This is a genomic window from Asanoa ferruginea (assembly GCF_003387075.1).
Classification (GTDB): domain Bacteria; phylum Actinomycetota; class Actinomycetes; order Mycobacteriales; family Micromonosporaceae; genus Asanoa; species Asanoa ferruginea.
In genome coordinates this window covers 51,622-75,692 of record NZ_QUMQ01000001.1, presented here as the reverse complement: position 1 = coordinate 75,692, position 24,071 = coordinate 51,622, and the positions used below count along the sequence as shown (strand labels likewise).

The 24,071-nt window shown below is 72.8% G+C and carries 23 protein-coding genes; 6 read left to right on the top strand and 17 right to left on the bottom strand.

Annotated elements, in window-relative coordinates; genetic code table 11:
• Positions 1-43: 43 nt before the first annotated feature.
• From shc to DFJ67_RS00325, 8 genes are all read right to left on the bottom strand, one after another.
• Complete coding sequence (shc, locus tag DFJ67_RS00360) at positions 44-1,978, bottom strand: squalene--hopene cyclase (RefSeq protein WP_116066024.1); 1,935 nt, start codon at positions 1,976-1,978, stop codon at positions 44-46.
• Positions 1,975-2,985: a polyprenyl synthetase family protein gene (locus DFJ67_RS00355; protein WP_116066023.1), complete on the bottom strand. Its 1,011-nt coding sequence runs from the start codon at positions 2,983-2,985 to the stop codon at positions 1,975-1,977. The genes shc and DFJ67_RS00355 overlap by 4 nt, the downstream gene beginning before the upstream one ends.
• Positions 2,982-4,370 carry a hydroxysqualene dehydroxylase HpnE gene (gene hpnE, locus DFJ67_RS00350; protein WP_116066022.1) on the bottom strand — a complete coding sequence of 463 codons (1,389 nt, stop codon included), beginning with the start codon at positions 4,368-4,370 and terminating at the stop codon, positions 2,982-2,984. The genes DFJ67_RS00355 and hpnE overlap by 4 nt, the downstream gene beginning before the upstream one ends.
• Positions 4,367-5,221 carry a presqualene diphosphate synthase HpnD gene (gene hpnD / locus DFJ67_RS00345; RefSeq protein WP_116066021.1) on the bottom strand — a complete coding sequence of 285 codons (855 nt, stop codon included), beginning with the start codon at positions 5,219-5,221 and terminating at the stop codon, positions 4,367-4,369. Before hpnD ends, hpnE begins: the two co-directional genes overlap by 4 nt.
• Positions 5,218-6,081 carry a squalene synthase HpnC gene (gene hpnC, locus DFJ67_RS00340; RefSeq protein WP_116075407.1) on the bottom strand — a complete coding sequence of 288 codons (864 nt, stop codon included), beginning with the start codon at positions 6,079-6,081 and terminating at the stop codon, positions 5,218-5,220. The genes hpnD and hpnC overlap by 4 nt, the downstream gene beginning before the upstream one ends.
• Before the next feature lie 205 nt (positions 6,082-6,286).
• Complete coding sequence (locus DFJ67_RS00335; RefSeq protein WP_170215704.1) at positions 6,287-8,356, bottom strand: bifunctional phosphatase PAP2/O-acyltransferase family protein; 2,070 nt, start codon at positions 8,354-8,356, stop codon at positions 6,287-6,289.
• 129 nt (positions 8,357-8,485) lie between these two features.
• Positions 8,486-9,445, bottom strand: a complete 960-nt coding sequence (locus tag DFJ67_RS00330; RefSeq protein ID WP_170215703.1) for a DMT family transporter — start codon at positions 9,443-9,445, stop codon at positions 8,486-8,488.
• A gap of 36 nt (positions 9,446-9,481) precedes the next feature.
• Complete coding sequence (locus tag DFJ67_RS00325) at positions 9,482-10,240, bottom strand: SDR family NAD(P)-dependent oxidoreductase (RefSeq protein ID WP_116066019.1); 759 nt, start codon at positions 10,238-10,240, stop codon at positions 9,482-9,484.
• Positions 10,241-10,362: 122 nt separating this feature from the next.
• Between DFJ67_RS00325 and DFJ67_RS00320 the strand changes: the two genes are divergently transcribed.
• Positions 10,363-11,595, top strand: a complete 1,233-nt coding sequence (locus DFJ67_RS00320) for an FAD-dependent oxidoreductase (protein WP_116075405.1) — start codon at positions 10,363-10,365, stop codon at positions 11,593-11,595.
• Between the two features lie 6 nt (positions 11,596-11,601).
• Here the strand turns inward: DFJ67_RS00320 and DFJ67_RS00315 are convergent, their stop codons facing one another.
• The 3 genes from DFJ67_RS00315 to DFJ67_RS00305 are packed head-to-tail and all read right to left on the bottom strand — an operon-like array spanning position 11,602 to position 17,188.
• Positions 11,602-14,163 carry a DUF4062 domain-containing protein gene (locus DFJ67_RS00315; protein ID WP_116066018.1) on the bottom strand — a complete coding sequence of 854 codons (2,562 nt, stop codon included), beginning with the start codon at positions 14,161-14,163 and terminating at the stop codon, positions 11,602-11,604.
• Between the two features lie 11 nt (positions 14,164-14,174).
• Positions 14,175-16,706, bottom strand: a complete 2,532-nt coding sequence (locus DFJ67_RS00310) for an ATP-binding protein (RefSeq protein WP_147315369.1) — start codon at positions 16,704-16,706, stop codon at positions 14,175-14,177.
• 5 nt (positions 16,707-16,711) lie between these two features.
• A complete protein-coding gene (locus tag DFJ67_RS00305) occupies positions 16,712-17,188 on the bottom strand; it encodes an MOSC domain-containing protein (protein WP_116066016.1) in 477 nt (158 codons plus the stop codon).
• 72 nt (positions 17,189-17,260) lie between these two features.
• On the opposite strand from DFJ67_RS00305, the gene DFJ67_RS00300 reads away from it, so the two are divergent.
• Positions 17,261-17,623 carry an ATP-binding protein gene (locus DFJ67_RS00300; protein WP_203784316.1) on the top strand — a complete coding sequence of 121 codons (363 nt, stop codon included), beginning with the start codon at positions 17,261-17,263 and terminating at the stop codon, positions 17,621-17,623.
• On the opposite strand, the gene DFJ67_RS00295 is transcribed toward DFJ67_RS00300, so the two are convergent.
• Entirely contained in the window at positions 17,620-18,000 is a 381-nt protein-coding gene (locus DFJ67_RS00295; protein ID WP_116066015.1) for a VOC family protein, read from the bottom strand. The two genes, DFJ67_RS00300 and DFJ67_RS00295, sit on opposite strands and share 4 nt — an antisense overlap.
• 5 nt (positions 18,001-18,005) lie before the next feature.
• Positions 18,006-18,572 carry a GNAT family N-acetyltransferase gene (locus tag DFJ67_RS00290; protein WP_116066014.1) on the bottom strand — a complete coding sequence of 189 codons (567 nt, stop codon included), beginning with the start codon at positions 18,570-18,572 and terminating at the stop codon, positions 18,006-18,008.
• Between the two features lie 99 nt (positions 18,573-18,671).
• Here DFJ67_RS00290 and DFJ67_RS00285 point away from each other — a divergent pair, with 99 nt between their 5' ends.
• Together DFJ67_RS00285 and DFJ67_RS00280 are read left to right on the top strand one after the other, a co-directional pair.
• A complete protein-coding gene (locus tag DFJ67_RS00285) occupies positions 18,672-19,331 on the top strand; it encodes a DUF5995 family protein (protein WP_116066013.1) in 660 nt (219 codons plus the stop codon).
• Complete coding sequence (locus DFJ67_RS00280) at positions 19,319-19,774, top strand: hypothetical protein (protein ID WP_116066012.1); 456 nt, start codon at positions 19,319-19,321, stop codon at positions 19,772-19,774. The genes DFJ67_RS00285 and DFJ67_RS00280 overlap by 13 nt, the downstream gene beginning before the upstream one ends.
• On the opposite strand, the gene DFJ67_RS00275 is transcribed toward DFJ67_RS00280, so the two are convergent.
• The 3 genes from DFJ67_RS00275 to DFJ67_RS00265 are packed head-to-tail and all read right to left on the bottom strand — an operon-like array spanning position 19,734 to position 21,771.
• Positions 19,734-20,066, bottom strand: coding sequence for a GNAT family N-acetyltransferase (locus DFJ67_RS00275; protein WP_342353845.1), 333 nt, complete (start codon positions 20,064-20,066; stop codon positions 19,734-19,736). The genes DFJ67_RS00280 and DFJ67_RS00275 overlap by 41 nt on opposite strands.
• The gene (locus DFJ67_RS00270; RefSeq protein WP_116066010.1) at positions 19,997-20,800 is read right to left on the bottom strand and encodes an ABC transporter permease; all 804 of its coding nucleotides are present in this window, start codon (positions 20,798-20,800) and stop codon (positions 19,997-19,999) included. Before DFJ67_RS00270 ends, DFJ67_RS00275 begins: the two co-directional genes overlap by 70 nt.
• Positions 20,797-21,771 (bottom strand): ATP-binding cassette domain-containing protein, encoded by a 975-nt coding sequence (locus DFJ67_RS00265; protein ID WP_116075401.1) that lies wholly within the window; start codon positions 21,769-21,771, stop codon positions 20,797-20,799. Before DFJ67_RS00265 ends, DFJ67_RS00270 begins: the two co-directional genes overlap by 4 nt.
• Positions 21,772-21,894: 123 nt before the next feature.
• Between DFJ67_RS00265 and DFJ67_RS00260 the strand changes: the two genes are divergently transcribed.
• Together DFJ67_RS00260 and DFJ67_RS00255 are read left to right on the top strand one after the other, a co-directional pair.
• A complete protein-coding gene (locus DFJ67_RS00260) occupies positions 21,895-22,563 on the top strand; it encodes a VOC family protein (protein ID WP_116066009.1) in 669 nt (222 codons plus the stop codon).
• Positions 22,564-22,594: 31 nt separating this feature from the next.
• The gene (locus tag DFJ67_RS00255; RefSeq protein ID WP_116066008.1) at positions 22,595-23,449 is read left to right on the top strand and encodes an NAD-dependent protein deacetylase; all 855 of its coding nucleotides are present in this window, start codon (positions 22,595-22,597) and stop codon (positions 23,447-23,449) included.
• On the opposite strand, the gene DFJ67_RS00250 is transcribed toward DFJ67_RS00255, so the two are convergent.
• Positions 23,422-24,039: a dihydrofolate reductase family protein gene (locus tag DFJ67_RS00250; protein ID WP_116066007.1), complete on the bottom strand. Its 618-nt coding sequence runs from the start codon at positions 24,037-24,039 to the stop codon at positions 23,422-23,424. The two genes, DFJ67_RS00255 and DFJ67_RS00250, sit on opposite strands and share 28 nt — an antisense overlap.
• Positions 24,040-24,071: the final 32 nt, after the last annotated feature.

Genomic DNA, 24,071 nt, shown 5'->3' with positions numbered 1-24,071 from the left:
CCCAGCGCGACACAGATGACCGGCGCCTGCCGGCGAGGGCTGGTCACGACGTGACGCCCAGGTAGCGGCCCAGCGCCGTGACGGGGAAGACCAGCCGGTAGAGGTGGTAGTTGATGTAGAAGTCGCCCGGGAACCCGGTGCCGGTGAAGTGCTCCTCGTCCCAGCCGCCGTCGCCGCGCTGGGTGGAGATCAGGTGGTCGACGCCGGCCCGGGTCGCCGGGTGGTCGGCCTCGCCCGCGGCCAGCAGCGCGAGCAGCGCCCACGCGGTCTGCGACGGTGTCGAGGCGCCCTTGCCGGCCCAGTTCTGCGGGTCGTCGTAGGAGCGCAGGTCTTCGCCCCAGCCGCCGTCCGGGTTCTGGTGTGCGACCAGCCAGTGCACGGCGGCGCGGACGGCCGGCGCGCCGGCGTCGACGCCGGCCTCGACCAGCGCCGGCACGGCCGCGCCGGTGCCGTAGACGTAGTTGGCGCCCCAGCGCCCGAACCACGAACCGTCGGACTCCTGGTTGCGCAGTAGCCAGGTGACCCCCCGCTGGGTCACCGGATCGCTGGCGCGGCCCTCGATCGCGAGCATCTCCACGACGTGCGCGGTGACGTCGGCCGACGGCGGGTCGATGACCTCACCGAAGTCGCAGAACGGCAGTTTGTTGGCCAGCGTGCGGGTGTTGTCGGCGTCGAACGCGCCCCATCCGCCGTCGCCGGACTGCATGCCGACGGTCCAGCCGACGCCGCGGTCGACCGCGCCCTCGATCCGCCCCCGCAGCGGATCGTCGGCGGCCAGCCCGGCGGCGACCCGGCGCAGCGCCAGCACGATCTCGGCGGTGTCGTCGGTGTCGGGGTAGAGGTCGTTGGCGAACTCGAACGCCCAGCCGCCCGGTGCCAGCCCGGGCCGGCGCACGGCCCAGTCGCCCGGCACCGCGATCTCCTCGTCGAGCAGCCAACTCGCCGCCCGGCGGACCGCCTCGTCGGTGGCCGGCACGCCCGCGTCGAGCAGCGCGACCAGGGCGAGCGCGGTGTCCCAGACCGGCGACTGGCAGGCCTCGAGCCGGCGTACCCACCCGTCGTCGGTCTCCTCGCGGATCGTGAACGCGTCGAGACCGGCGAAGCCGGCCTTCAGCGCCGGATGGTCCATCGAGTAGCCGAGCAGGTGCAGGGCCAGCAGCGAGTAGACCCACGGCGGCTGGATGCCGCCCCACGAGCCGTCGGCCTCCTGCCGGGCCAGGATCCATTCCGCCGCGCGCCGTTGCGACAGTTCGCGCAGCGGCTTGACCGCGTGCCGGCCGTAGAGCTTGAGCAGCCGGTCGGTGCGCTGGAAGAACCCGGTCCAGGTCCACGGCGGAGCCGCTTTGGGCGCCGACGCGCCGGTACGCAACTCGTCGATGTCGATCGGCAGCGGTCGCACCGGCCGGAGGCTGCCGACGATGGTCAGCGGCACCACGGTCTGCCGGGCCCAGCACGCCCAGTCGTAGACGTTGAGCGGGAACCACCGGGGCAGGAAGATCATTTCCGGTGGCAGCTCGGGCAGGTCGTCCCAGGACCAGAGCCCGAAGAGGGCCAGCCAGATCCGGGTGAACACCCGGGTGCGCTCCAGCCCGCCCATCTCCAGGGCGAACGCGCGGGCCCGCACCATGTGCGGCGCGTCCGGCGGATCGCCGGCCAGCTTGAGCACCACGTAGGCCTCGACGGTCGTCGACAGGTTGCCCGGGCCGCCGTGGAAGTTGGCCCAGGTGCCGTCGTCGCGCTGCTGCGACCGGATCCAGCGGGCCGCCTCTTCGGTCTGCTCGTCGGTGCGGATGCCGAGGAACTGCCGCAGCAGCAGGTCTTCGGCGTCCATCGTGACGTTGGTGGCCAGCTCGCCCTTCCACCAACCGGTCGGGTCCTGCCGCAGTCGCAGGTGGCCGATGGCAGCCGTCAGTGCCGCGGCGACCGACCGCGGCGGCTGGTCGAGCGACGGCGTCCCGACATCGACGGTGCTAGTCATGAATCCCGGTCCACAATGAATCTCCCGAGCGCCATCAGTTCGGTGCGTGCTTCCTCGTCGATGTCGACGGTGGACAGTGCCTTCTCGGCCAGCGACATCCGCTCCCGCGCCTCGGACAGCGCCCACTCGCGGCCACCGGCGTTTTCCACCAGGTCAGCGGCGCGGCGCAGGGCCGCGTCGTCGGGGTCTTCCGGCCGCGCCAGCCAGGCCGCCAGCTCCGGGCCGTGCCGCGGGTCGCCGAGCGTGTAGCTGACCGGCAGCGTCTTCTTCCGCGACCGCAGGTCGGAGAAGACCGGCTTGCCGGTCACCGCCGGGTCACCCCAGATGCCCAGCACGTCGTCGATGAGCTGGAACGCCAGCCCGACCTGGGCACCGAAGGTCTTGAGCGCGGTCTGCACCGGCTCGCCCGCGCCGGCCAGCACGGCGCCGATCGCGGCGCTGGCCGCCAGCAGCGACCCGGTCTTGCCGCTGGCCATCTCGATGCACTCGTCGAGGGTCACGTCGTCGCGTTCCTCGAACGCCACGTCCTGCACCTGGCCGCGGGTCAGCTCGCGGGTGGTCGCCGCGAGCAGCAGCCCGGCGCGCGCCGCGGCCGGCGTGCCGGCCTCGAGCACCACCTCGTGCGCGAGCGCGAGCAGCGCGTCACCGGTCAGGATCGCGGTGTCGGGACCCCAGATGGACCAGACCGTGCGCCGGTGCCGGCGCTCGACGTCGCCGTCCATCAGGTCGTCGTGCAGCAGCGAGAAGTTGTGCACCAGCTCGACCGCGACCGCGCCGGGCAGCCCGACGGCGGCCGGCGCGCCGACCGCCTCGGCCGACAGCAGGGCCAGTGCCGGCCGGATCGCCTTGCCTCCGTTGCTGTCGCCGGGCGTGCCGTCGGCCGCGCACCAGCCCAGGTGGTAGGAGGCGGCCAACCGGCTGGCCGGGTCGAGGCGGGCAACCGCGGTCCGCAGCGCGGACAGCAGATGCTCGCGGTTGCGGTCCAACGCGGGCAGCGTCTGTGTCATGCCGGCACCCCCTGACGCCTCTGTGGGCCGGCGCCGGCAGGACGCCCAGCCCTAATGTCTACAGTGGATGCACCGAGCGCGGCGTCTGCGGCGGTGTCGCCGCTACGCACGGCACCCTCCATAGTGGCCGGCCAGCCGGTGTCCGTCCATGCCCCGGCCAGGAAAAGATCGGTGACCGGGGTGCGCGCCGGCAACCGGAACTCCTGCGAGCCGGGCGAGCCGCGGAACGTGGCGGTCCGTTCCCGGGTGACGAAGAAGTCGACGACGGTGGCTTCCGGGAGCTCCGGGAACAGCGCCTCCAGGTCAGGGAACAGCAGGTCGCGCAGCTTGGCGACGGGCAGATCGACGAACTCCGCGGCGGCCGACAGCGACACCGCGAGATATTGCGCGCCCGGCCGGCTCGCGGCCAGGCCCGACGACTCGGTGCGGTCGAACACCCACTGGATCGGGGTGCCGACGCCGGCCACGAACGGCTCGTCGAGCACCGGACGGTCGACGACCAGGTGCACGTTGACGATCGGTGACGTGCCCAGGTGCTCCGGCCCGGAGCCGATCTCCGGCACCAGCTTGTGCGCGGCCGCCGGCGGCACCGCGAGCACCACCTGCGCCGCGGTCAGTTCCTCGTCGTCGCGTACCCGCAGCGTGAAACCGTTCTTGCCCGGGAGCACCGCGTCGACCCGGGTGCCGGTGCGCACGGTGGCACCGGCCCCGGCCAGCGCCCGCTCGCCGGCGTCGCCGTGCAGGCGCCGCAACGGGACCCGGGACCAGCCGATGTCGGCCGCGTCGTTGTCGGTCAGCAGCCCGACCTGGAACACCATCGCGGCCAGGGCCAGCGAGGCCTCGTCGGCCGGCACGTTGAGCGTCGCCAGACCCACCAGGTCCCACATCGCCCGCACGGTCTGCGCGTCCTGGCCCTGCTCGCGCAGCCAGTCGCCGAAGCTGCGCCCGTCGAGGGCCGGGTCGGCCCGGTCGAGGGCCTTCATCGCCAGCGCCGCCTTGGTGAACCGCAGCCGCTGCATCGGGTTGAGCAGGCCGTAGCCGAACAGCGCGCCGCCGAGGTGCAGCGGTGCCGGCAGGCCGTTGCGGCGCAGCCGGGCCGCGCCCGCGCCGGGCTGCCGGACCGCGATGTCGAGCCGCTCCTGGAGGTGGGTCTGCTCGGTCACGCCGAGCCGGTCGAGCAGCGACCGGTAGGCCGTGCAGCAGCGCAGGAAGACGTGTTGCCCGTTGTCGACGTCGAGCTCACCCCGGCGGAACGAGTGGGTGAGCCCGCCGAGCCAGGGCTTGGCCTCGAACAGGGTCACGGTGCGGCCGGCGTCGGCCAACCGCAGCGCGGCGGTGATGCCGGCGAGCCCGCCGCCGACCACCGCGACATCCTGGCGGGTCATGACACACCCGCCATCGCGCGGACCGCCACGGTCGCCTTCTGCCAGCCGGACAGGGACAGCCGCCGGTCGTACACCAGCCTGGGGTTGGCGGCGATCTGCTCGAGCAGGCGGCGGTAGATGCCGGACATGGCCGCAGCAGAGGCGGCGCTACGCCGGTCGAGCAGCGGCAGCAGGCGCAGGCCGCGCTCATACCAGAGGCGGGCGCGCTCGGCCGCGAACGCGATGAACCTGGCCAGCCCGCCGTCGCGGTCGACCAGGTTGCCCTTGGCGTCCAGCGAGAGCCGCACCCCGAACCGGTGCAGGTCTTCGCTGGGCAGGTAGATCCGGTTGTTGGTCAGGTCTTCACGGATGTCGCGCAGGATGTTGACCTGCTGGAGCGCGATGCCCAGAGCGTCGGCGTATTCACTGGCGTGCGGGTCGGCCCGGGACCCGAAGATGCCCAGGCAGAGCCGGCCCACCGAGCCGGCGACGCACCGGCAGTAGCCGACCAGCTCGTCGAACGTGTCGTAGCGGGTGCCGGTCAGGTCCATCTGCACGCCGTCGACCAACTCGCCGAACGCGCCGACCGGCAGCGGGAAGCGCCGGGCCGTGTCGGCGACCGCGAGCAGCACCGGGTCGGCGCTGCGGTCGATGTCGGACAGTTCGGCCTTGAGGCCGGCCAGCGCGGTGGTCTTGTCGGCCGGTGACAGGGTGCCGTCGCCGATGTCGTCGATCCGCCGGGCCAGCGCGTAGACCGCGCAGAGGCTGGTCCGCTTGGCCGGCGGCAGCAGGCGGATGCCGTAGTAGAAGTTGCGGGCCTCGGTGCGGGTGATGGTCTCGCACGTCTCGTAGGCGGCGGTCAGCGAGTTCATCGCGACATCACCCCCGAGCCCAGCGTCGCGGCGACGGCCTGCGCGAGAACGTCGCGTTTCGACGGTCGTGGAGTGTGACTCAGCACATCCCAGTCGGCCCGCCGCAGCGCGTAGAGCGTCGCCCGGCCGCCGGCGACATAGCCGGTGACGGCCAGCCGGGCCCAGCCGCGGAGCATCCGCAGCAGCGGCAGCCCCTGGTCGAGCAGGGTGCCGGCGCGGTTGGCCTCGAAGGCCACGAGGCGGCGCACCGCCGCGCTGGCCCGCGGCGCGTCGAGGTCGGTCGGGCGCACCTCGAACCGGTCGAGGTCTTCCAGCGGCAGGTAGATCCGGCCGTTGCGGCGGTCTTCGGCGACGTCCTGGCAGTGCTCGATGATCTGCAACGCGGTGCAGATCCGGTCGGAGAGCGGCAACCGCTCGGGCGTGCTCACCCCGAACACGCCCAGCACGATCCGGCCGACCGGGTCGGCCGACAGCCGGCAGTAGGCGACCAGGTCGTCGAACGTGCCGTACGCCGCCTTCTCCTGGTCCTGAAGGTTGGCCGCGACGAGGTCGTGGAACGGCTGTGCGTCGAGCCCGCAGGCCTGCACGGTCGGCCGCAGCCGCTGAAGAACGGGGTGGCGTGGGGTGCCGCCGCCGAAGAGGGCGTCGAGGTCTTCGTCGAACGCCCGCAGGGCCGGCCGGCGGTCGCCGTGGCCCTGGTCGCCGAGGTCGTCGACAACCCGCGCGACGTCGTAGACGGCGAGCAGGTGCTGCCGGTGCCGGCGCGGAAGGATCCGCAGTGCCACCGGAAAGTTCTCGGCCTGCTCCTTGGCGCGCAGGTATGCGTCGCCGGAGCCAGCCGGGTCAGGGAGGGAGGTCATGTCCGCAATGCTGCCTGGTGGGCCGCCGACCGCGCGCCCGGGCAGGTCGGACTCGACGACCATGACGGCCGCGACCTCGCTCGATTGATCCCCCTGTATCGAGCCCATCTCTTGGTGCTGCCCCCTTCGTCCGCGGCGCTCAGGGCCACGCGCGGCGACCTATCGATCGGACTCGTATCGCCGGCCCGTGGTTCTGGTGCGCCGGTTAGCTCACATCTTTACGGACAGGTATGCCTTCATCGCGGAAAACAGGCCAGAATGGTCCAAATTCCTCGCTGAATCGCGTTCGTGGACGCGCCCCCGCCGCGCCGGTTCGCTGTGACAACTCGTCGATGACCGCCACCATCGCGGCGGCGAGCCGATGCGCGTCGGCGCCGAGCGCGGGATCCGCGCTGATCCCGATGTCGAGGCACCGGTCCCAACCGATTATTCCGACGGCCAGCGGTGCCCCCGGTGCGAGCGGGACGACCGGATGCACCCAATGCACGTCGCCGCCGGCCAGCTGGTAGGCGCCCGTCGGGCCGACCATGTTGGAGACGATCGCCTCGAAGAAGCGCTTCCCGTAAACCACCTGGGCAAACCACCGTTGCAGCGGCGGCGGCAGGGCACCGGTGGCGGTGCCGATGATGAACCGCCCGCCCATCGCCCGGGTGCCGCTGCGCAACCGGCCGGAGCGCCGCGCCGTCTCCGCCAGCCGCTCGACCTCGTCGTCGGGGCCCATCGGCAGGTCCATCAGCACGGCGGCGGTGACGTTGCCGGCGGACTGATCGGTGGGGGAGCGCATCGTCAACGGCACGCTCACCCGCAGGTCACCGGTGCTGGCCGGGAGCAGCCGCTTCAGCGCGCCGGCACTGGCGGAAAGGATCAGGTCACTCACGCGTACGCCGTACGCCTTCGCGAGCTCGCGGGCCAGCGCGGTGGGCACGCGGGACATGCCGTAGTCACGGTCGCGCGGCGACCCCGACGGCAGCCGGCGGGTGGCGACGCCGTCCCCGGCGAGCTGGGCGATCCCGGTCACCGCCGCACCGATCCGCTTGAACAGCCCGAGCCTGGGCAGGTCGGCGCCGGCCGGGTCGGGCAGCGGCTCGAACAGCCGGGTCGCGGTGAAGATGGTGGCCATCCCGTCGGAGACCACGTGGTGCACCGTGAGCACCACGACCACCTCGCCGGCCGCGCTGCCGGTGACCGTGTAGAAGCGCCACAGCGGTCGGTCCCGGGGCAGCGGCGTGCGCTGGAGGTCGGCGACGAACGCCTCGAGCGCCGCCTGCCCGCCCGGCCGGCCGTCGGGACCGCGCAGGTCCTTGACCGGCAGGTGCCAGTCCCAGTCGATGTCACCGGCCGGCTCCCAGCGCGGTCGTCGCCAGAACGACCCCTCGGCGACCCGGTGTCGAAACCGCGGCATCCGGTCGAGGTTGCTGCGGAAGCGGCTGAGCAGCGCGGTGCGGAACGCGGCGCCGTCGCGCTGGTCGCGCATCACGATCACGCCGCCGACGTGTTGCGCGTCGCCGGAGACCGTCTCCGCGTGCAGGAAGAACGCGTCGGCCGGGTCGAGCCGTGGTCGCTTGGTGTTGGGCTTGTCGGTGACCAGCGTCATCACGCCGAGCGAGACCAGCACGACCAGCGCACCGCCGACCGCGTCGAGCACGTAGTGGTTGGCCGTCGCCATGATCACGATCGTGGTCATCGTGACGAGCAGGGCGCACAGCGCCTTCACCCACCAGCGCCCGGCGAAGATCGAGCTGACCACCACGCTGAACCACAGGGCCCACGCGACGTGCAGCGACGGCATGGCGGCCAGGTGGTTGGCGTCGGCCGTCAGCGGCGAGCCCCACGAGCCGAAGGTGCCACCGGCGGTGACGGTGTCGACGAAGCCCTCGCCGGGCAGCAGCCGCGGTGGCGCCGCCGGGAAGATCGCGAAGATCGAGATGCCGATCAGGTTAATCAGGGCGAACGAACTCCGTGCCCAGCGGTACCAGGGCGACTTGCGGAGGTAGAGCAGGATCAGCAGGCCGAACGAGGTGACCACATAGGTGAACGCGTAGTCGTAGTTGGCGACCACCGAGAGCGCACCGCGCGGCACCAGCCAGGCGTTGAGCGTGCGTTCGACGTCGATGTGCAGGAACCGCTCGAGGTCGAGCAGGCTGCGGCCGTGTGACAGGGCGAGCCCTTCGCGGAAGGGACCGCCGCCGCGGGAGACACCCGCGTAGAGCAGCACCACCGCCAGGTAGATGAACAGCTCGCGCCGCAGCGGGGGCCGCGGGCGATTCGCGCGCACATCAGCCGCGCCGTCCGGGCTTCCCCATGCGGGCGGTTGAGGCCCCCTCTTCAGGTGCACAGTTCCAGGTTGCGTCGCCGCCCCCGTTTCCGTGCGGAAACGCCAAGCTCCGCTCGCGCTTCTGCCCGGTTAGTGGCTCGTCTGGGGTGTTGGTCCGGGCGGGTGTCCGGAACGCACCCCTGTGTCATCTTGCCGGTCTTCCCGCACACTCGGGGAGTGCGCCAGGCCGATCGCTCCTGCCGATATCAACACGGCGGCGATCAAGAGTGCTGTGAGCTGCGTCGCACTATCCGGAAGTGTGACGTTGAACGCAAAGATGCCGATCAGGTAGCTCGCCACCGGATTGGTGATGTTCATCGCGGCGACCGCGGGAGGTAGCGAACCGGCCGCGAACGCGCCCTGTTCGAGCAGTAGCCCGGTGATCGTCGCGACCGCCAGTGCGTAGCCCGGCCAGTCGGTCGCGGTCGCCGCGATGCCGCGGTTGACCAGGTCGCCGACGGTCAGGCTGAGCGCCAGCGCGCTGTAGGCGAAGCAGAGCCCGGCGGCGATCGCGATCAGGAACGAGTGCTGAGCGGGCTTGCGACCGGTGGCCAGGCCGATGATCAGCACCACGGCGACGGCGGTGACCAGGCCGGCCAGGATCGCCCAGCCGCGGTTGGCCTCGTCGGCCCGCGGCGCCACGCCGCGCACGCTGAGGAACAGGGCCAGGCCGCCGCAGATCACGCCCGCCGAGACCAGGTCGCGCCAGTCGGGCCGCATGTGCCGCAACCGCAGCGACAGCGGGAGCGCGAACAGCAGTTGGGTCACCAGCACCGGCTGCACCAGCGCCACCGAGCCGAAGTGCAGCGCGGCGGCCTGCGCGCCGAAACCGAGCAGGTTGCAGCACCAGCCGACGACCCAGAGCGGATTGCGGAACAGCCGGCGGATCAGCCGGAGCAGGGAGATCACGACGACGCCGTGCTTGGGCGTGCCCGCCTCGCCCGGGTGGGCCGGTGCGTAGTCGGTCTGGCGTGCCGCGTGTTGCTGGAGAGCGGCCGACGTGCCGAAGAGAAGTGCCCCTAGCAGCGCGAAGACGATCGCCCAGCCCACGCGTTCAACCTTTACACAGCATCGACCGCAACCTCGTCAACTGCCACCGAACCGGCTGGCCAGGGCGCGGTAGGCGCCCGGAAGAGTGCCGCGGACGGCGACCGGGAGGCGCAGCCAGCCGGGTCGGTAGAGCTCCGCGCCGCCGGTCGCGATCAGCCGGACCAGGTCGCGGCCGACCGGGCCGGGATCGATCGGAGCCGGCCGCTGGCGGCCGTAGGGCCGGCCCCGGCGCTCGAAGAACCGGGTGTCGACCACGCCGGGCACCAGCACGCCCACCTCGACGCCGGTGGACCGCACCTCCAGCCGCAGGCTCTCGGCGAACCCGTCGAGCCCGGCCTTGGTGGCCGCGTAGACCGCCTCGCCCGCCACTCCGGTGCGGCCGGCGATCGACGTCACGTATGCGAGGTATCCGGCACCGCGTTCCCGCATGCCCGGCAGCAGCGCGCGGGTGAGTGCGATCGGCGCGGCCAGGTTGACGGCCAGCAGCCGCTCGGTGTCGGCCTCGGTCATCTCCTCGAACGGCCCGGCCCAGCCCGCACCGGCGTTGGCGACCAGGATGTCGACCCGCCCGCTGCGGTCCAGCGCGGCCTGGCCCAGCTTCTCCGCCTCGCCCGCGACGCCGAGGTCGGCGACCAGCGCGTGCCCGTCGAGCCGGGCGGCGAGCGCCTCCAGGGCCGGCCGGTCGCGGCCGTGCACGATCACGTTGGCGCCCTCCGCCGCGAGGGCCAGCGCGGTCGCCCGGCCGATGCCCGAGGACGCGCCGGTGACAAGAGCGACGGAGCCGGAAATCCGCATCACACCATCTTCGGGTACGAAGGTCCGTCGCGGACCGAAACGCTGCGCGGTCCCGTGGTGCGCCGGTAAGCTCCGTTGCGTCGATTGACTGCGTCGATCCAGGGAGACCGATGCCCGCGAGCCTGCCCGCCTCCGCCGACGTGGTCATCGTCGGTGGCGGCCTCGCGGGGCTGGCCGCGGCCCGCCGGCTCGATCGCGCGGGGCTCGACTGGGTGCTGCTGGAGTCGGCCGACCGGCTCGGCGGCCGGGTGGCCACCGACCTGGTCGACGGCTACCGCCTCGACCGCGGCTTCCAGGTGCTCAACACCGCCTACCCCCGGCTGGCCGCACTGGTCGACCTGGAAGCCCTCGACCTCTGCTTCTTCACCCCCGGCGTGCTGGTCCGGCGCGGTGCCGACCTGGTGCGGCTGGCCGCGTCGCTGCGCCCCGGCGTGCTCGGCGCGTCGCTGGGCGCCGCCAGCCGGCTCGGTTCCCGCCTCGACCTGGTGCGCTTCGCGGCGCTGGTGGCCCGCTACGCGTCGTTGCCGCCGAGCCGGCTGCTCGACGCGCCGGAGACCACCGCCGAGGCGGCACTGCGCCACGCCGGGCTCTCCCACGACTTCATCGAGGAACTGGTCCGGCCGTTCCTGTCCGGCGTGTTCGCCGACCGTTCGCTGGAGACCTCGAGCCACGTGCTCGCGATGATCGTGCGATCGTTCGCCCGCGGCCGGATCGCGGTGCCGACCACCGGGATGGCCGCCCTGCCCGCGGCCGTCGCCGCGCCGCTGCCCGCCGGCCGGTTGCACCTCTCGGCGCCGGTCGAGGCCGTCGCGCCGGGCACGGTGACGCTGGCCGACGGCGCGGTCGTGCGCTGCCGCGCGGTGCTGGTCGCGGCCGCGACGACGCTGCTGCCGGCCGTGCCGATGCCCCGGATGCACTCGCTCACGACCTACTACCACGGCAGCGACCAGCCGCCGCTGGACGAACCGACCCTGCTGCTCGACGGCGACCGCCGGGAGATCGTGGCCAGCACGGTGGTCATGTCGGCGGTGGCGCCGGCCTACGCGCCGGCCGGCCAATCGCTGATGGCCACTTCGGTGGTCGGCCCGGCCGCGCCGCCGGAGCCGGTGGTCCGGGCCGAGCTGGCCCGCCTCTATGGGCGGCCCGTCGCCGACTGGACCCACCTGACGACCGTGTCGATCCCGGCCGCGCTGCCGGCGGCACCACCGCCACAGGGCCGGCTACGGTTGCCCGTCTCGCTCGGCGAGGGCCTGTTCGCCGCCGGCGACCACCGCGACAGCCCGTCGATCCAGGGCGCCCTGGCCAGCGGCTGGCGCGCCGCCGGCGCCATCGTCCACGCCCTCCGCGCGGGTTAGGAACCGCTAGGCCGTCGTCGCCTCGGCGACCGCCTTTTCCGTGCCGAGCATCTCGCCCGCCTGCCAGGCGGCGGCGTAGCCGTCTTCGCCCAATTGGTTCCGCGCTGCCGGCGGGTCCAGGCCGATCGGGCGCCAGGGCGTCACGAAGGCCTGCATCCACATTTCGTTCGACGGGGTCCGTAGGGCGGACGCGGCGGCGCGCAGGCGGACCGACCGGGACAGGTCGCCGTGCCGGCTGTCGATGTCGGCGACCGCGCCGAGGAACGTGCCCAGAGCGGCCTCGTCGCCGGCCGCGGCGGCCAGCGACAGCCCTTCGACCAGGTGCTGGCGCGCGTCGACGTGGTAGTCCTGCGCGATCGCGCAGAACGCCCAGGCGTAGTGGGCGACGACCGCGGTGAACTGCTCCTGCCCCGCGTCGGAGAGGTTGAGCGCGATCTGCGCGTGCGAACGCGCCTGGTCGTGTTGGCCGTTGTCGACCGCGATCAGTGCGAGCCGGCTGTGCGCGAGGCTGACCTGCCAGTTCTCGCCCAGACCGGCGGCCCGGTCGGCGGCCTCGGTCAGGTAGTGGTCGGCCCGCTCCCAGTCGCCGCGTTTGGCGGCGAAGTGCCCGATCATGCCCACCGCGATCGACACGGCGGCCTCCTGGCCGGTCTCGCCGAGCAGGGGCAGCGCCTGCTGTAGGTCGTCCTCGGCCTCCTCGAGCTGCCCCGAGACGGACGCGTTGCCGCCGGCCGCGAGCAGCGCCAGGCCCAGGTCCGGCGGGCCCAGCAGCCGCCGTCGGTCGAGGATCCGGGCCAGATACCGGCCCGCCTCGTCGACGTGGCCGCGCCGCCACCAGAACGTCCACGTCGGCCAGAGCAGCCCCAGCGCCGACGCGGGATCCTCCCGCTCGATGAACCAGTCCAGCGCGGCGGTGAGGTTGCCGTGTTCGCGCTCCAGCCGGTGCAGCCATGGCGCGCCGGAGACCAGGTTGAGCTTGGGCTCAGCCGCACGCGCCAGCGCTCCGTAGTAGGCCGCGTGGGTGTCGTGCACCGCGGCCCACTCGTCGCCGCTCGCGAGCTGTTCGAGCGCGAAGTGCCGGATCGTCTCGAGCATCGAGAAGCGGGGCTGACCGTCCGGCAACGTGTCGAGGCAGACCAGCGTCGACCCGACCAGCGCGTCCAGCATGCTCAGTAGGTCACCGCCCGGTCCGGTGATCACCGCGAGCGCCTCGAGGTCCCACCCGCCGGCGAAGACGCCGAGCCGGTCGAACAGCGCCCGCTCGTCGGCGCTCAGCAGGTGGTAGCTCCAGGCGATCGTGTCGCGCATCGTGCGCTGCCGGTCGGGCAGGTCGCGGGCGCCGCCGGTGAGCAGGCCCAACTGGTCGCCGAGGTGCTCGACGATGGCGTCCGGCGGCAGCACCCGGACCTTCGCCGCGGCGAGCATGATGGCCAGCGGCAGGCCGTACAACCGGCGGGTGATCTCGATGACCGCGCCGACGTTGTCGGCGGTCAGCGCGAACCGGGGCGAGCTGGCCCGGGCGGTGTCGACGAACAGCCGTACGGCCTCGGAACCGGCCTGGATGACGACCGGGTCGCTGTGCGGGCCGGCCAGTTCCGGCGGCAACGACAGCCCCGGCACCACGTAGACCCGTTCGTCGGCCAGCCGCAGCGGCGCCCGGCTGGTGACCAGCGCGGTCACCCCCGGCGCGGTGCGCAGGATCTCGCCGATCACGGGGCCGGCCTCGGCGACCTGCTCGAAGTTGTCGACCACCAGCAGCATCCGCTTGGTGCGCAGCCACGACGACACGTCGACCTCGGCCGGCACGCCGCCCGAGGTGCGCACGCCCAGGCCGCGGGCCAGCGCCTCGCCGACCAGGGCGGGCGAGGTGACGCTGGACAGGTCGACGAAGCGGGCGCCGTCGGCGAAGAAGTGCGCGAGCCGTTGCGCGGTCGCCGCCGCGAGCCGGGTCTTGCCGATCCCGCCGGTGCCGATCAGCGTCACCAGCGGCACCGCGTCCTCGACCAGCATCGTCTGGAGGGCGGCCAGGTCGTCTTCGCGCCCGACCAGCGGCGTCCGCGCGGCCGGCAGCGACGTGGTGACCAGCTCGGCCTGCGGCTCGCGGGTCCGCTCGAAGCGCTCCGAGAGCAGCAGCGCGAGATCCTGCCCGACCTGGTCGCGCAGCTCGGCCGAGGTGCGGAAGCGGCGGAAGGAGACGTCGGCGGCGTGCTCGATGCCGTCGAGCATGGCGACCAGCCGCGGGTCGCGGTGGTCCGCGTCTTTCACGTAGATCAGCCGGGGCAGCAGCACGGCCATCCGGAACTCGTCCTCGAGACCGGAGATCTCCTCGCCGGGCGCCACCCAGCCGTAGCTCTCGCCGTACACCCCGATGAAGATCTGGCTCTGTTCGAGGTAGGCGCGGTAGACGTCGCGCGGCGCGTGCGGGCGGGCACCCTGGTCGAACATCACCGGCAGGAGCCGCACCTGACCGATGGCCTCCCGGACGGCCTGCCGTTCCTCGGTCAGCTCGGTCATCGACGAGCTGACGAAGACCCGGACCCGCTGGTCCGGTGTGAGGATCACCGACACCGCTTCGCCTCCTAGGTCTCGCCGGTCGTCGCGAGAGCGACCGCTCGGGGCACACCCAACGCCTCGCCGGCCTGCCAGGCGTCCGCGTAGGCGGCGCCGCCGAGCCGGGCCCGGGTGGCGTCCGGATCGAGGCCCACCCGCGGCCAGGGCGCCACGAACGCGCGCATCCACATCTCGTTGGACGGGGTACGCAGGGCCTGCGCGGCCGCGTCCAGCCGGACCGCTCGGGCCAGGTCGTCCTCTGGCCGGCTGTCGAGGTCGGCCACCGCACCGAGGAACTGGGCCACGGCGGGTTCGTCACCCGTGGCGGCGGCGAGCGAGAGCCCCTTGACGAGGTGCTCGCGGGCCTCGTCGCGGTCGCCCCGGGTGACCGACCAGACCGCCCAGGTGTATTGGGCGAGCAGCGCGACGAACTGGTCCTGCACCTGGCGGGAGACCTCGACCGCGAGGCGCAACTGCCGCAGGGCCTCGTCGTACGCCCCTTCCTCGATCTTCAGCCGCGCGACCCGGCTGTGGTAGAGGCCGACCTGCCACTGCTCGCCCTTCGCCTTCGCCTCGTCGAGCAGCCGGATGGCGAGTGGGCGGTCGCCGCGCAGCGCGGCGAACTGACCGAGCGGACCCAGGGCCAGCGAGACGCCCTGGTCATCGCCGGCCGCCCGCAGCAGCGGCACCGCCCGCCCGAAGAGGTCCTCGGCCCGCTCGTTCTGGCCGGACACGAACGCCAGCACGCCCGCCGCGAGCAACGCCCGGCCGGTGTCCGGCTCGTCGAGCAGGTCGCCGCGGTCGAGGATCCGGGCCACGTGCCGGTTCGCCTCGTCGATGTGCCCGCGCCGCCACCAGAACGCCCAGGTCGCCCAGACCAGCCGCAGCGCCCTCGCCGGGTCGTCCTGTTCGAGGAACCAGCCGAGCGCGGTGTTGACGTTCTCCCGCTCGAGCTCCAACCGGCGCAGCCAGAGCGGCCCGTCGGCACCGTTGAGGTGCGGTTCGGCGGCCTCGGCCAGCCGCAGGCAGTGCGCCGCGTGCGCGCGCCGGGCGGGCTCGGCCTGGCCGCCGTCGCGGAGCCGTTCGAGCGCGTAGTCGCGGATCGTGTCGAGCATGGTGAACCGCTCGTGGCCGTCGGGCGCCGCGTCCTGGCGGACCAGAGTGGACTCGACCAGCCCTTCCAGCAGGGTCAGCACATCGCTGTTCGGGTCGGCGACCGCTTCGGCGGCGCCGAGGTCCCAGCCGCCGGCGAAGACACCGAGCCGGTCGAACAGCGCCCGCTCCTCGGCCCGCAGCAGGTCGTAGCTCCAGGCGATGGTGTCGCGCAGCGTGCGCTGGCGGTCGGGCAGGTCGCGGGCGCCGCCGGTGAGCAGGCCGAGCTGGTTGTCGAGATGGCCGACGATCTCCGCCGGGCTGAGCAGCCGGACCTTCGCGGCGGCCAGGATGATGGCCAGCGGCAGGCCGTGCAGCCGGCGGATGATCAGGGCGACGTCGGCCGTGCTCGCCGGAGTCAGGCTGAAGCTCGGCACGGCCGCCCGCGCCGCGTCGACGAACAACCGCACCGCCGGCGACGCCGCGACGACCGCCGGGTCGTCGGAGTCCGGCGCGCCCAGCGGCGGCACCGGGTAGACCCGCTCGTCGGCCAGCCGCACCGGCGCCCGGCTGGTGACCAGCGCGGTCACCCCGGGCGCGGTGCGCAGGATCTCGCCGATCACCGGGCCGGCGTCGGCGACCTGCTCGAAGTTGTCGACCAGCAGCAGCAGCCGTTTCGTGCGCAGCCACGACGCCACGTCGGTGCTGGCCGGCACGGCGCCCGAGGTGCGCACCCCGAGCCCGCGGGCCAGTGCCTCGCCGACCAACTCGGTGGAGACGACGCTGGAGAGGTCGACGAACCGCAGGCCGTCGGGGAAGAACGGCGCGACCCGCTCGGCCGCGGCCATGGCCAGCCGGGTCTTGCCGATCCCGCCGGTGCCGGTCAGGGTCACCAGCGGCACGGCGTCGTCGGTGACCATCGTCGCGAGCGCGACCAGGTCGTCGTCGCGCCCGATCAGCGGGGTCGGCGCGGCCGGGAGCCGGCCGGCCGTCGGTTCGGGGTCCGGCGGGCCGGCCGTCGGGCTCTCGAAGCGCTCCGAGAGCAGCACGGCGACGTCGTCCTCGACCAGCTCGCGGAGCTCGGCCGGGCGGTCGAAGGTGCGGTAGGACAGGCCGTCGAGCATCGCCGCCAGCCGCGGGTCGCGGTGCTCCGCGTCCTTCACGTAGATCAGCCGGGGGAGCGTGCCGGCCAGCCGGAACTCGTCCTCCAGCCCCGAGAGGCGCTCGCCGGGTGCGACCCAGCCGTAGCTCTCGCCGTACACCCCGATGAAGATCTGGCTCTGTTCGAGGTAGGCCCGATAGACGTCGCGCGGCGGGTGCGCGCGGGCACCCTGCTCGAACATCACAGGCACCAACCGCAACCGGTGTACGGCATCGCGGACGGCCTGCCGTTCCGCCGCCAGCTCGGTCATCGACGAGCTGACGAAGACCCGGATCCGCTGGTCCGGGGTGAGGATCACCGGCTGCACCGGGATCACCCCGTTCCGATGCTGACCTCGACCGGGCCGACCCGCAGCGTGCCGTCGTCGAGCGGCCGGCAGCGCACCCCGCCGTGGCCGCGCAGCTTCTTCCAGGCGCCCGGCGCGATCGTCGCGTCGAGCCAGGCGCAGGGGTTGGCCCGGCGGGTGACCGCGAGCCGGACCGGGCCGCTGCCGGAGTCCATGCTGAGAATCTGACCGACCAGGTCATCGACGGCGATACCGGTCACCAGGACGTTCCGCCGCACCTGGGTCAGGCCGGCGCCCGGTGGCAGGAACTCGCGGGCGATCACGGTCACCGCGGCGTCGCGGTGTGCCGGGTGGTTGAAATAGCGGTCGCCGACGATGCCCAGGCCGGCCCGGATCTGGATCTGGTCGACCAGTTCGCCGCGAGGGGCGGGGGCGGGACCGTCGGCCGGGCGCCCTTCGAACCGGTGTACGGGTGACGCCAGCAGCTCCACGATCTCCGGCACCTAACCGAGTCTACGAACCCGCCGGGTGGCATGTGTCGGTTCATGGGTGGGTACAGAGGCACCGTGGACGCCATGCGGTTGAGATTCGAGCGGGGTGCCGCCGCGGGCTCAGCCCGTGGCGCGGTCCGCGACGCCCTGGACCGCTGGAAGCTGGCCCACCTGGCCGACGACGCGCTGCTGGTGACCACCGAGCTGGTGCAGAACGCGCTGCGGCACACCGGTGCCGGTGGGGTGCTGGTGGTCCGCCGCACCGCCGGCGCGCTGCGCATCGAGGTCGCCGACGGCAGCCGCGAGCAGCCCAGGGTCAAGGCGCCCGACCCGACCCGGGTGGGCGGCCGGGGCCTGTCCATCGTGGCGGCGGTGGCCCGCGCCTGGGGCACCCTGGCGCAGACCGGCCAGGCCGGCAAGATCGTCTGGGCGGAACTCGCCGTCTAGCTCTCCGGCTGCCAGAGGCAGAAGGGGTGACCGGCAGGGTCGATCATGACCCGCACGTCCTCCTGCGGCTGGAACGCGGCAACCGTCGCGCCCTGCTCCTGCGCCCACGCGACGGCCTCGGCGAGGTCGCGCACCTCCACGTCGAGGTGCACCTGCATGCGCGGGTCGCCGTCGTTGGCCGGCCACACCGGCGGCACGTGGTGGGGCTCGCCCTGGAACGACAGGCCGATGCCGCCGTCTGGCGGAATCAACGTGATCCAGTCGGGCTCGTCGGACCGGCGCTGCCAGCCGAGCAGTCGCTGGTAGAAGTCGGCCAACCCGCGCGGGTCGGCGGAGTCGAGCACCATGCCGTTGGGCCGAAGGTAAGGGCGATCCATGCCGTTCAGTGTGCCGCCCAGGCTTCGCGGGTCAGGGCGTAGGCGACGTCGCCCTGGTCGGAGCCCTCGATGACCTCGGGCCAGTCGATCGTGAACTGCCGCTCGAAGGTCAGGCCGGCCTTCTCCAGCACCCGGCGGGACCGCGCGTTGACCGTCATCGTGTCGGCCACGATCCGCCGCACGCCCAGGTCCCGGAATCCCTTGTCGACCAGGGCCCGGGCGCCTTCGGTGGCGTAGCCCCGGCCCCACGCGTCGCGGCGCAGCCGGTAGCCGAGGTCGGCCACGGTGGGGCTGTCGGGCCGCACCGGCCGCAGCGCGAACCAGCCGACGAACCGGTTGCCGTCGCGCTCCTGCGCCGCCCAGCAGGCCCGCCCGCCGCCGTAGGCCGGGAAGCCGGCCAGGAGTTGGGGCAGCGTGCGCGCCTTGATCGCCTCGCGGCTGGCCGGCTTGCCGCCGTTGATGAAGCGCATCACCTCGGGATCGTCGTGCAGCGCCACCAGCGCGTCGACGTCGGTCTCCGAGTCGGTGAAGTCGCGCAGCACCAGCCGCGCGGTCTCCAGAAACGCCGCCATCCGGCGATCGTGCGCGCTCCGGCCGGCACGGCGCGACGGATTTTCCGGGCTGTCGGCTTCGCGTCTGCTGTGGAGCGTCGTCGATGCGAACATCTGTTCGTGACCTCATCGCGGGCAGACCACGACACCGCGGACACGATCGCGGCGATGACCGCCCACTACCGCGACCCGGCGCTCGCACCGCAGAACCGGCCGTTCGCGCTGCTCTACCTGCGGACCACCGAGGGGATGCGGGACGCCAACGCCGCGGGCGAGTTCTCCGCGCCCGAGTTCTGGGACCGGTCGGTGATTCCCACGTTCGCCGACTACTACCTCGACGCCTACGCGGCCTGGCAGCGCGACGGTGCGGTCGACCCGGCCTGGCGGGTCGCGTTCGAGACCCTGCCGGCGGGGATCACCTGCACCCAGCTGATCTACCTGGGCATCAGCGCGCACATCAACAACGACCTGGCGTTCATGATCGAAGACATGGGACCGGGTTATCTCTACGCCGACCACAAGCACGTCGACGAGGTGCTGGCCGTCCGCGCCCGGCCGGTGGTCTATCCGGAGATCCAGCGCGACCTGTGCCCGGGCCTGTTCGGCGAGACCGTGCCGCCCACCGCCGACGTCGACATCTTCGGCTGGCGGGAAGTGGCCTGGCGGCAGGGGCAGGCGCTGGCCGGCGCCCCCGACCGGGCCGCGCGCGACGCGATCGCCGGGCAGATCCGCGACCACGCCCACGACAGGGCCCGCGAGATCATCGCGTGGCACCGGTGACCGACCTGCCGTTCGTCGACGAGCGGCGGGTGCACATCGCGGCGCCGGCCGAAGCGGTCTGGGCCGAACTCGTCGAGCAGGCCCGGCGGATCGGCGGCGGCGGGGCCGCCTGGTACGCGCCGCTGGTCGGCGCCGAGCCGCGCACCGCCTCCGGCCCACCGCTGACCGAGGGCGCGACGCTGCCCGGGTTCGCCGTGGTCGAGGCCGACCCCGGCCGCCGGCTGCTGCTGCGCGGCCGGCACCGGTTCTCCCGCTACGCGCTGACGGTGACGCTGACCTCAGGTGTCGGCGGCACCGACCTGGCCGCCCGCACCGACGCGGCCTTCCCGGGCGCGACCGGCTGGTGCTACCGCCAGCTCGTCATCGGCTCCGGCGCACACGCCGTGCTGGTCGGCCGCCTGCTCAGGACGATCCGCGACCGGGTGCTTCGTGGCCCCGGATGAGGCAGTCGTGCCACGTGTCGCGCTCGGCTTGCAGCGCTGACCAGTCGCGGCAGTGCCCGGCCAGGCGCTCTTCGAAGTCGTAGCCGACCTGCCGGGCCAGGCGCAGCGAGGGCTCGTTGAGCGGGTTGATCTCGAGCCAGAGCCGGGTGGCACCGAGGGTGTCGTGCGCCCACCCGGCGACGGCCCGCACCGCACGGGAGGCGATTCCCCGAGCGACATCGTCTATCGGCTGGCCGCCCGGCGGTAGCGGGCGATCGCCATCGGCATGAAGATCGCCAGGATCAGCACGCACCAGGCCAGTGCCAGCCAGATCGGGTGTCGGGCCGGGAAGCCGGTGCCGTTCGCGGCGCCCGCCGGGGTGTTGCCCCACAGCACGCGCAGGGCGAGCACGACCGACGAGATCGGGTTCCACTCGGCGACGGGTCTCAGCACCGACGGCAGCGACGACGTCGGCACGAACGCGTTCGACAGGAACGTCAGCGGGAACATCCAGATGAAGCCGGCGCTCTGCGCCACCTCGACCGACTTCACCGACAGCCCGATCACCGCGGAGATCCAGCTCATGGCGTAACCGAAGAGCAGCAGGATGGCGTACGCCGCGACGGCGCGGAGGAAGCCGTCGTGGATCCGCCAGCCGATGATCACGCCGGTGATCGACATGACGATCACGACGAAGACGTTGTTGAGCAGGTCGGAGGTGGTGCGGCCGAACAGCACCGCGCCGCGCGACATCGGCAGGGAGCGGAACCGGTCGACGATGCCCTTCTGGAGGTCGTCGGCGAGGCCGATCGCGGTGATGCCGGCGCCGAACGCGACCGTCTGCACGAAGATGCCGGGCATCAGGAACTCGCGGTAGCTGACGCCGGGCGTGGCGATCGCGCCGCCGAACACGTACGCGAACAGCAGCACGAACATGATCGGCTGGATGGTCGAGAAGATCACCAGGTCCGGGATCCGCTTGATCTTGAGCAGGTTGCGCTTGGTGACGACCCACCCGTCGCTCGCCGCTTCCGTCACCACGCTCACGCCGTACCCCCGTCGTCGACGCCCTGTTGTTCTTCGGGTGGCTGCCCGGTCAGCTTGAGGAACACGTCGTCCAGGGTCGGCTTGCGGATCTCCAGGTTGGTCGGGGTGATCTCGGCGGCGTCGAGCTTGCGCACGGCCTCGACCAGCGCGGCCGTGCCCCGGTCGATCGGCACCGTGACTTCGCGCGCCTCGTTGTCGACCTCGGGGTCGCCGACGCCGATCGAGCGCAGCACGTCGGCCGCGGCCGCCACCTCGCTCTGCTCGCCGACGGCGACCGCGAGCCGCTCGCCGCCGATCTGGCCCTTGAGCTGGCCGGCGGTGCCGCGCGCGATGGCCCGGCCGTGGTCCATCACCACGATGTCGTCGCAGAGTTGGTCGGCCTCCTCCAGATACTGCGTGGTGAGCAGCAGGGTCGAACCGGCCTTGACCAGGTCCCTGATCACGCCCCACATGCCGAGCCGGCTGCGCGGGTCGAGTCCCGTGGTCGGCTCGTCCAGGAAGATCACCGGAGGGTGTACGACCAGCGCCCCTGCCAGGTCGAGCCGGCGCCGCATGCCACCGGAGTAGGTCTTCGCCGGCCGGTCCGCGGCGTCGGCGAGGTCGAACTGCTCGAGCAGGTCCTTCGCCCGCTGCCGGGCCTTGCGCCGGCCGAGGTGGTAGAGCCGGCCGACCATCTCCAGGTTCTCGTAGCCGGTCAGGTAATCGTCGACGGCCGCGTACTGCCCGGAGACGCCGATGATCCGGCGCACCTGTTCGGGGTGGGCGCACACGTCGATGCCACCGACCTCGCAGTGTCCGGACGTCGGCGTGATCAACGTGGTGAGCATCCGCACGGTCGTGGTCTTGCCGGCGCCGTTGGGACCGAGGAGACCGAACACGGTGCCCTCGGGCACGGCCAGATCCAGGTCGGCGACGGCCGTCACGGACCCGTATGTCTTGCCCAGCCGCTCGGCGACGATCGCGTTCGCCATCTGCCCACCGTAGCCGGACGATTGCCGCATATTGCCCGCTCGGCCCCCAATTGAATGCGGAAGATCCGGGCTCAGGCAGGCAGAATGGCCGCCGTGGCTATCGCGGCGTTCAGGGATGTCTGTATGGATGCGACCGAGGCGCTGACCCTCGGCCGGTTCTGGTCGGCCGCCCTCGGCGGAGAGTTCGTCGACCTGGGCGACAAGTCGTCGCGGGTCGACCACGTCATGCCGGGCGACCAGTCGATCTGGATCGACCCGGTACCCGAGCCCCGGAGCGGGAAGAACCGGGTGCACCTCGACCTGCGGCTGCCCACGGCCGACCCGGCACCGCTGGTCGCGGCCGGCGCGGTCATGCTGCGCGAGCCCGACGACGAGATCAGTTGGTGGGTGCTCAGCGACCCCGACGGCAACGAGTTCTGCGCGTTCGGGCCCCGGCCCGGCCATAGCCCGGCGGCGACCGAGGTCTACGAGCTCGTGGTCGACTCGGCCAACCCGGCCGCGCAGGCCGCGTGGTGGGCGGCCGTCACCGGCGGCTGGGTCGAGACCAGCGGCGCCGACGCCTCAGTGGCCGGCGCCGCCGGGTTCCCCTGGGATCACTGGGTGTTCGGCACGGTGCCCGAGCCCAAGACGGCCAAGAACCGGGTGCACTGGGACGTCAACCTCACCGGCGCCGACCCGGGCGACCTGGTCGCCTCCGGCGCCCGGATCCTGCGCGAGCCCGACGACACCATCTCCTGGTGGATCATGGCCGACCCGGAGGGCAACGAGTTCTGCGCGTTCAAGCCCGCTTAGGCGGTCTCCGGCGCCAAGGCATCATGGACGGGTGCCTGACCCGTTGTCCGCGCTGATCGACCTGGTGGCCGAGGGTGGCGTCGCCGTGCTGAGCGGTGCCGGCCTGTCCACCGAATCCGGCATTCCCGACTACCGCGGCCCGACCGGGGCGGCGCGGAAGTTCGCGCCGATGACCTACCAGACCTTCACCCGCGACGCCGCGGCCCGGCAGCGCTACTGGGCCCGCAGCCACGTCGGCTGGCAGGTGATCGGCCGGGCCGAGCCCAACCCCGGCCACCTCGCCGTCGCCGGGCTACAGCGGGCCGGGCTGGTCTCGGCGATCCTGACCCAGAACGTCGACGGGTTGCACCAGGCCGCCGGCGCACGAGACGTGGTCGAGTTGCACGGCAGCATCGACCGGGTGGTCTGCCTCGACTGCGGCCAGACCACCCCGCGGACCGACCTCGACCGCCGGCTGCACGCCGCCAACCCGTCGTTCGAGGCGCTGGCCGCCGCCGTCAACCCCGACGGCGACGTCGACCTCGACGACGCCTCGGTCGCCGTGTTCCGCGGCGTCGACTGCGCCCGCTGCCAGGTCGGCATGCTCAAGCCCGACGTGGTCTTCTTCGGGGAGACGGTGCCGGCCGCGCGGGTCGACCTGTGCTTCGCCGCGGTTGGCGGCGCCCGGCTGCTGCTGGTGCTGGGCTCCTCGTTGACGGTGATGTCGGGGCGCCGGTTCGTGCTGCGCGCGGCCAAGCTCGGCATTCCGGTCGCGATCGTCAACCAGGGACCGACCCGCGGCGACCCTTACGCCAGTCTCAAGATCGACGCACCGCTGGGCACCGTGCTGCCGGACCTCGCGGCGGCGCTCTCGCTGGCTCAGTCGGGCAGCTCGAACGTGCCGTAGGTGGCGCGGCCCGTCGGCCGGTAGACGTTGATCAGGGTGCCGGCGTCGGTGATCCGGTGGTGCACCAGTTCCAGCCCGGTCGGCAGGCCCATCGCGTCGAAGAGCCGGGTCCCGTCGCCGACCACGACCGGGAAGATCAGCAGCCGGTACTCGTCGATCAGGTCGTGCGACATCAGATAGCGGGCGAGCTCGCCGCTGCCGTGCACCTGGAGCTCGCCGCCGGGCCGCTCCTTGAGCGCGGCGACAGCGTCGGCGACCTCGTCGACCAGCACCGTGGTCGGCTCCCACTCGGCGGCGGACAGCGAGCGCGACGCGACGAACTTCGGCAGCCGGTTGAGCCGGCCGGCGATCGGGTCGGCGGGATCGGTCACCTGCGGCCAGTAGGCGGCGAAGATCTCGTAGGTCCGCCGGCCGAGGAGGAACGCCTCCGCCCGGTCGAAGATCTCGACCATGAAGGCATTGAGGGACTCATCGGCGTACGGGACCAGCCAGCCACCCCGCGCGAACCCGCCGGTGGTGTCCTCGGTCGGTCCGCCTGGGCCCTGCATGACCCCGTCGACCGACAGGAACGTGGTCAGCGTGAGCTCCATGGCCGGGGTTCCTCTTCCGGTGGTGGGGTTTT

What these genes read in the sequence shown, in the direction of transcription:
- shc (WP_116066024.1), bottom strand. Translation starts at nt 1,978, where the DNA reads ATGACTAGCACCGTCGATGTCGGGACGCCGTCGCTCGACCAGCCGCCG.
- DFJ67_RS00355 (WP_116066023.1), bottom strand. Translation starts at nt 2,985, where the DNA reads ATGACACAGACGCTGCCCGCGTTGGACCGCAACCGCGAGCATCTGCTG.
- hpnE (WP_116066022.1), bottom strand. Translation starts at nt 4,370, where the DNA reads ATGACCCGCCAGGATGTCGCGGTGGTCGGCGGCGGGCTCGCCGGCATC.
- hpnD (WP_116066021.1), bottom strand. Translation starts at nt 5,221, where the DNA reads ATGAACTCGCTGACCGCCGCCTACGAGACGTGCGAGACCATCACCCGC.
- hpnC (WP_116075407.1), bottom strand. Translation starts at nt 6,081, where the DNA reads ATGACCTCCCTCCCTGACCCGGCTGGCTCCGGCGACGCATACCTGCGC.
- DFJ67_RS00325 (WP_116066019.1), bottom strand. Translation starts at nt 10,240, where the DNA reads ATGCGGATTTCCGGCTCCGTCGCTCTTGTCACCGGCGCGTCCTCGGGC.
- DFJ67_RS00300 (WP_203784316.1), top strand. Translation starts at nt 17,261, where the DNA reads ATGCGGTTGAGATTCGAGCGGGGTGCCGCCGCGGGCTCAGCCCGTGGC.
- DFJ67_RS00295 (WP_116066015.1), bottom strand. Translation starts at nt 18,000, where the DNA reads ATGGATCGCCCTTACCTTCGGCCCAACGGCATGGTGCTCGACTCCGCC.
- DFJ67_RS00290 (WP_116066014.1), bottom strand. Translation starts at nt 18,572, where the DNA reads ATGGCGGCGTTTCTGGAGACCGCGCGGCTGGTGCTGCGCGACTTCACC.
- DFJ67_RS00265 (WP_116075401.1), bottom strand. Translation starts at nt 21,771, where the DNA reads ATGGCGAACGCGATCGTCGCCGAGCGGCTGGGCAAGACATACGGGTCC.
- DFJ67_RS00260 (WP_116066009.1), top strand. Translation starts at nt 21,895, where the DNA reads ATGGATGCGACCGAGGCGCTGACCCTCGGCCGGTTCTGGTCGGCCGCC.
- DFJ67_RS00250 (WP_116066007.1), bottom strand. Translation starts at nt 24,039, where the DNA reads ATGGAGCTCACGCTGACCACGTTCCTGTCGGTCGACGGGGTCATGCAG.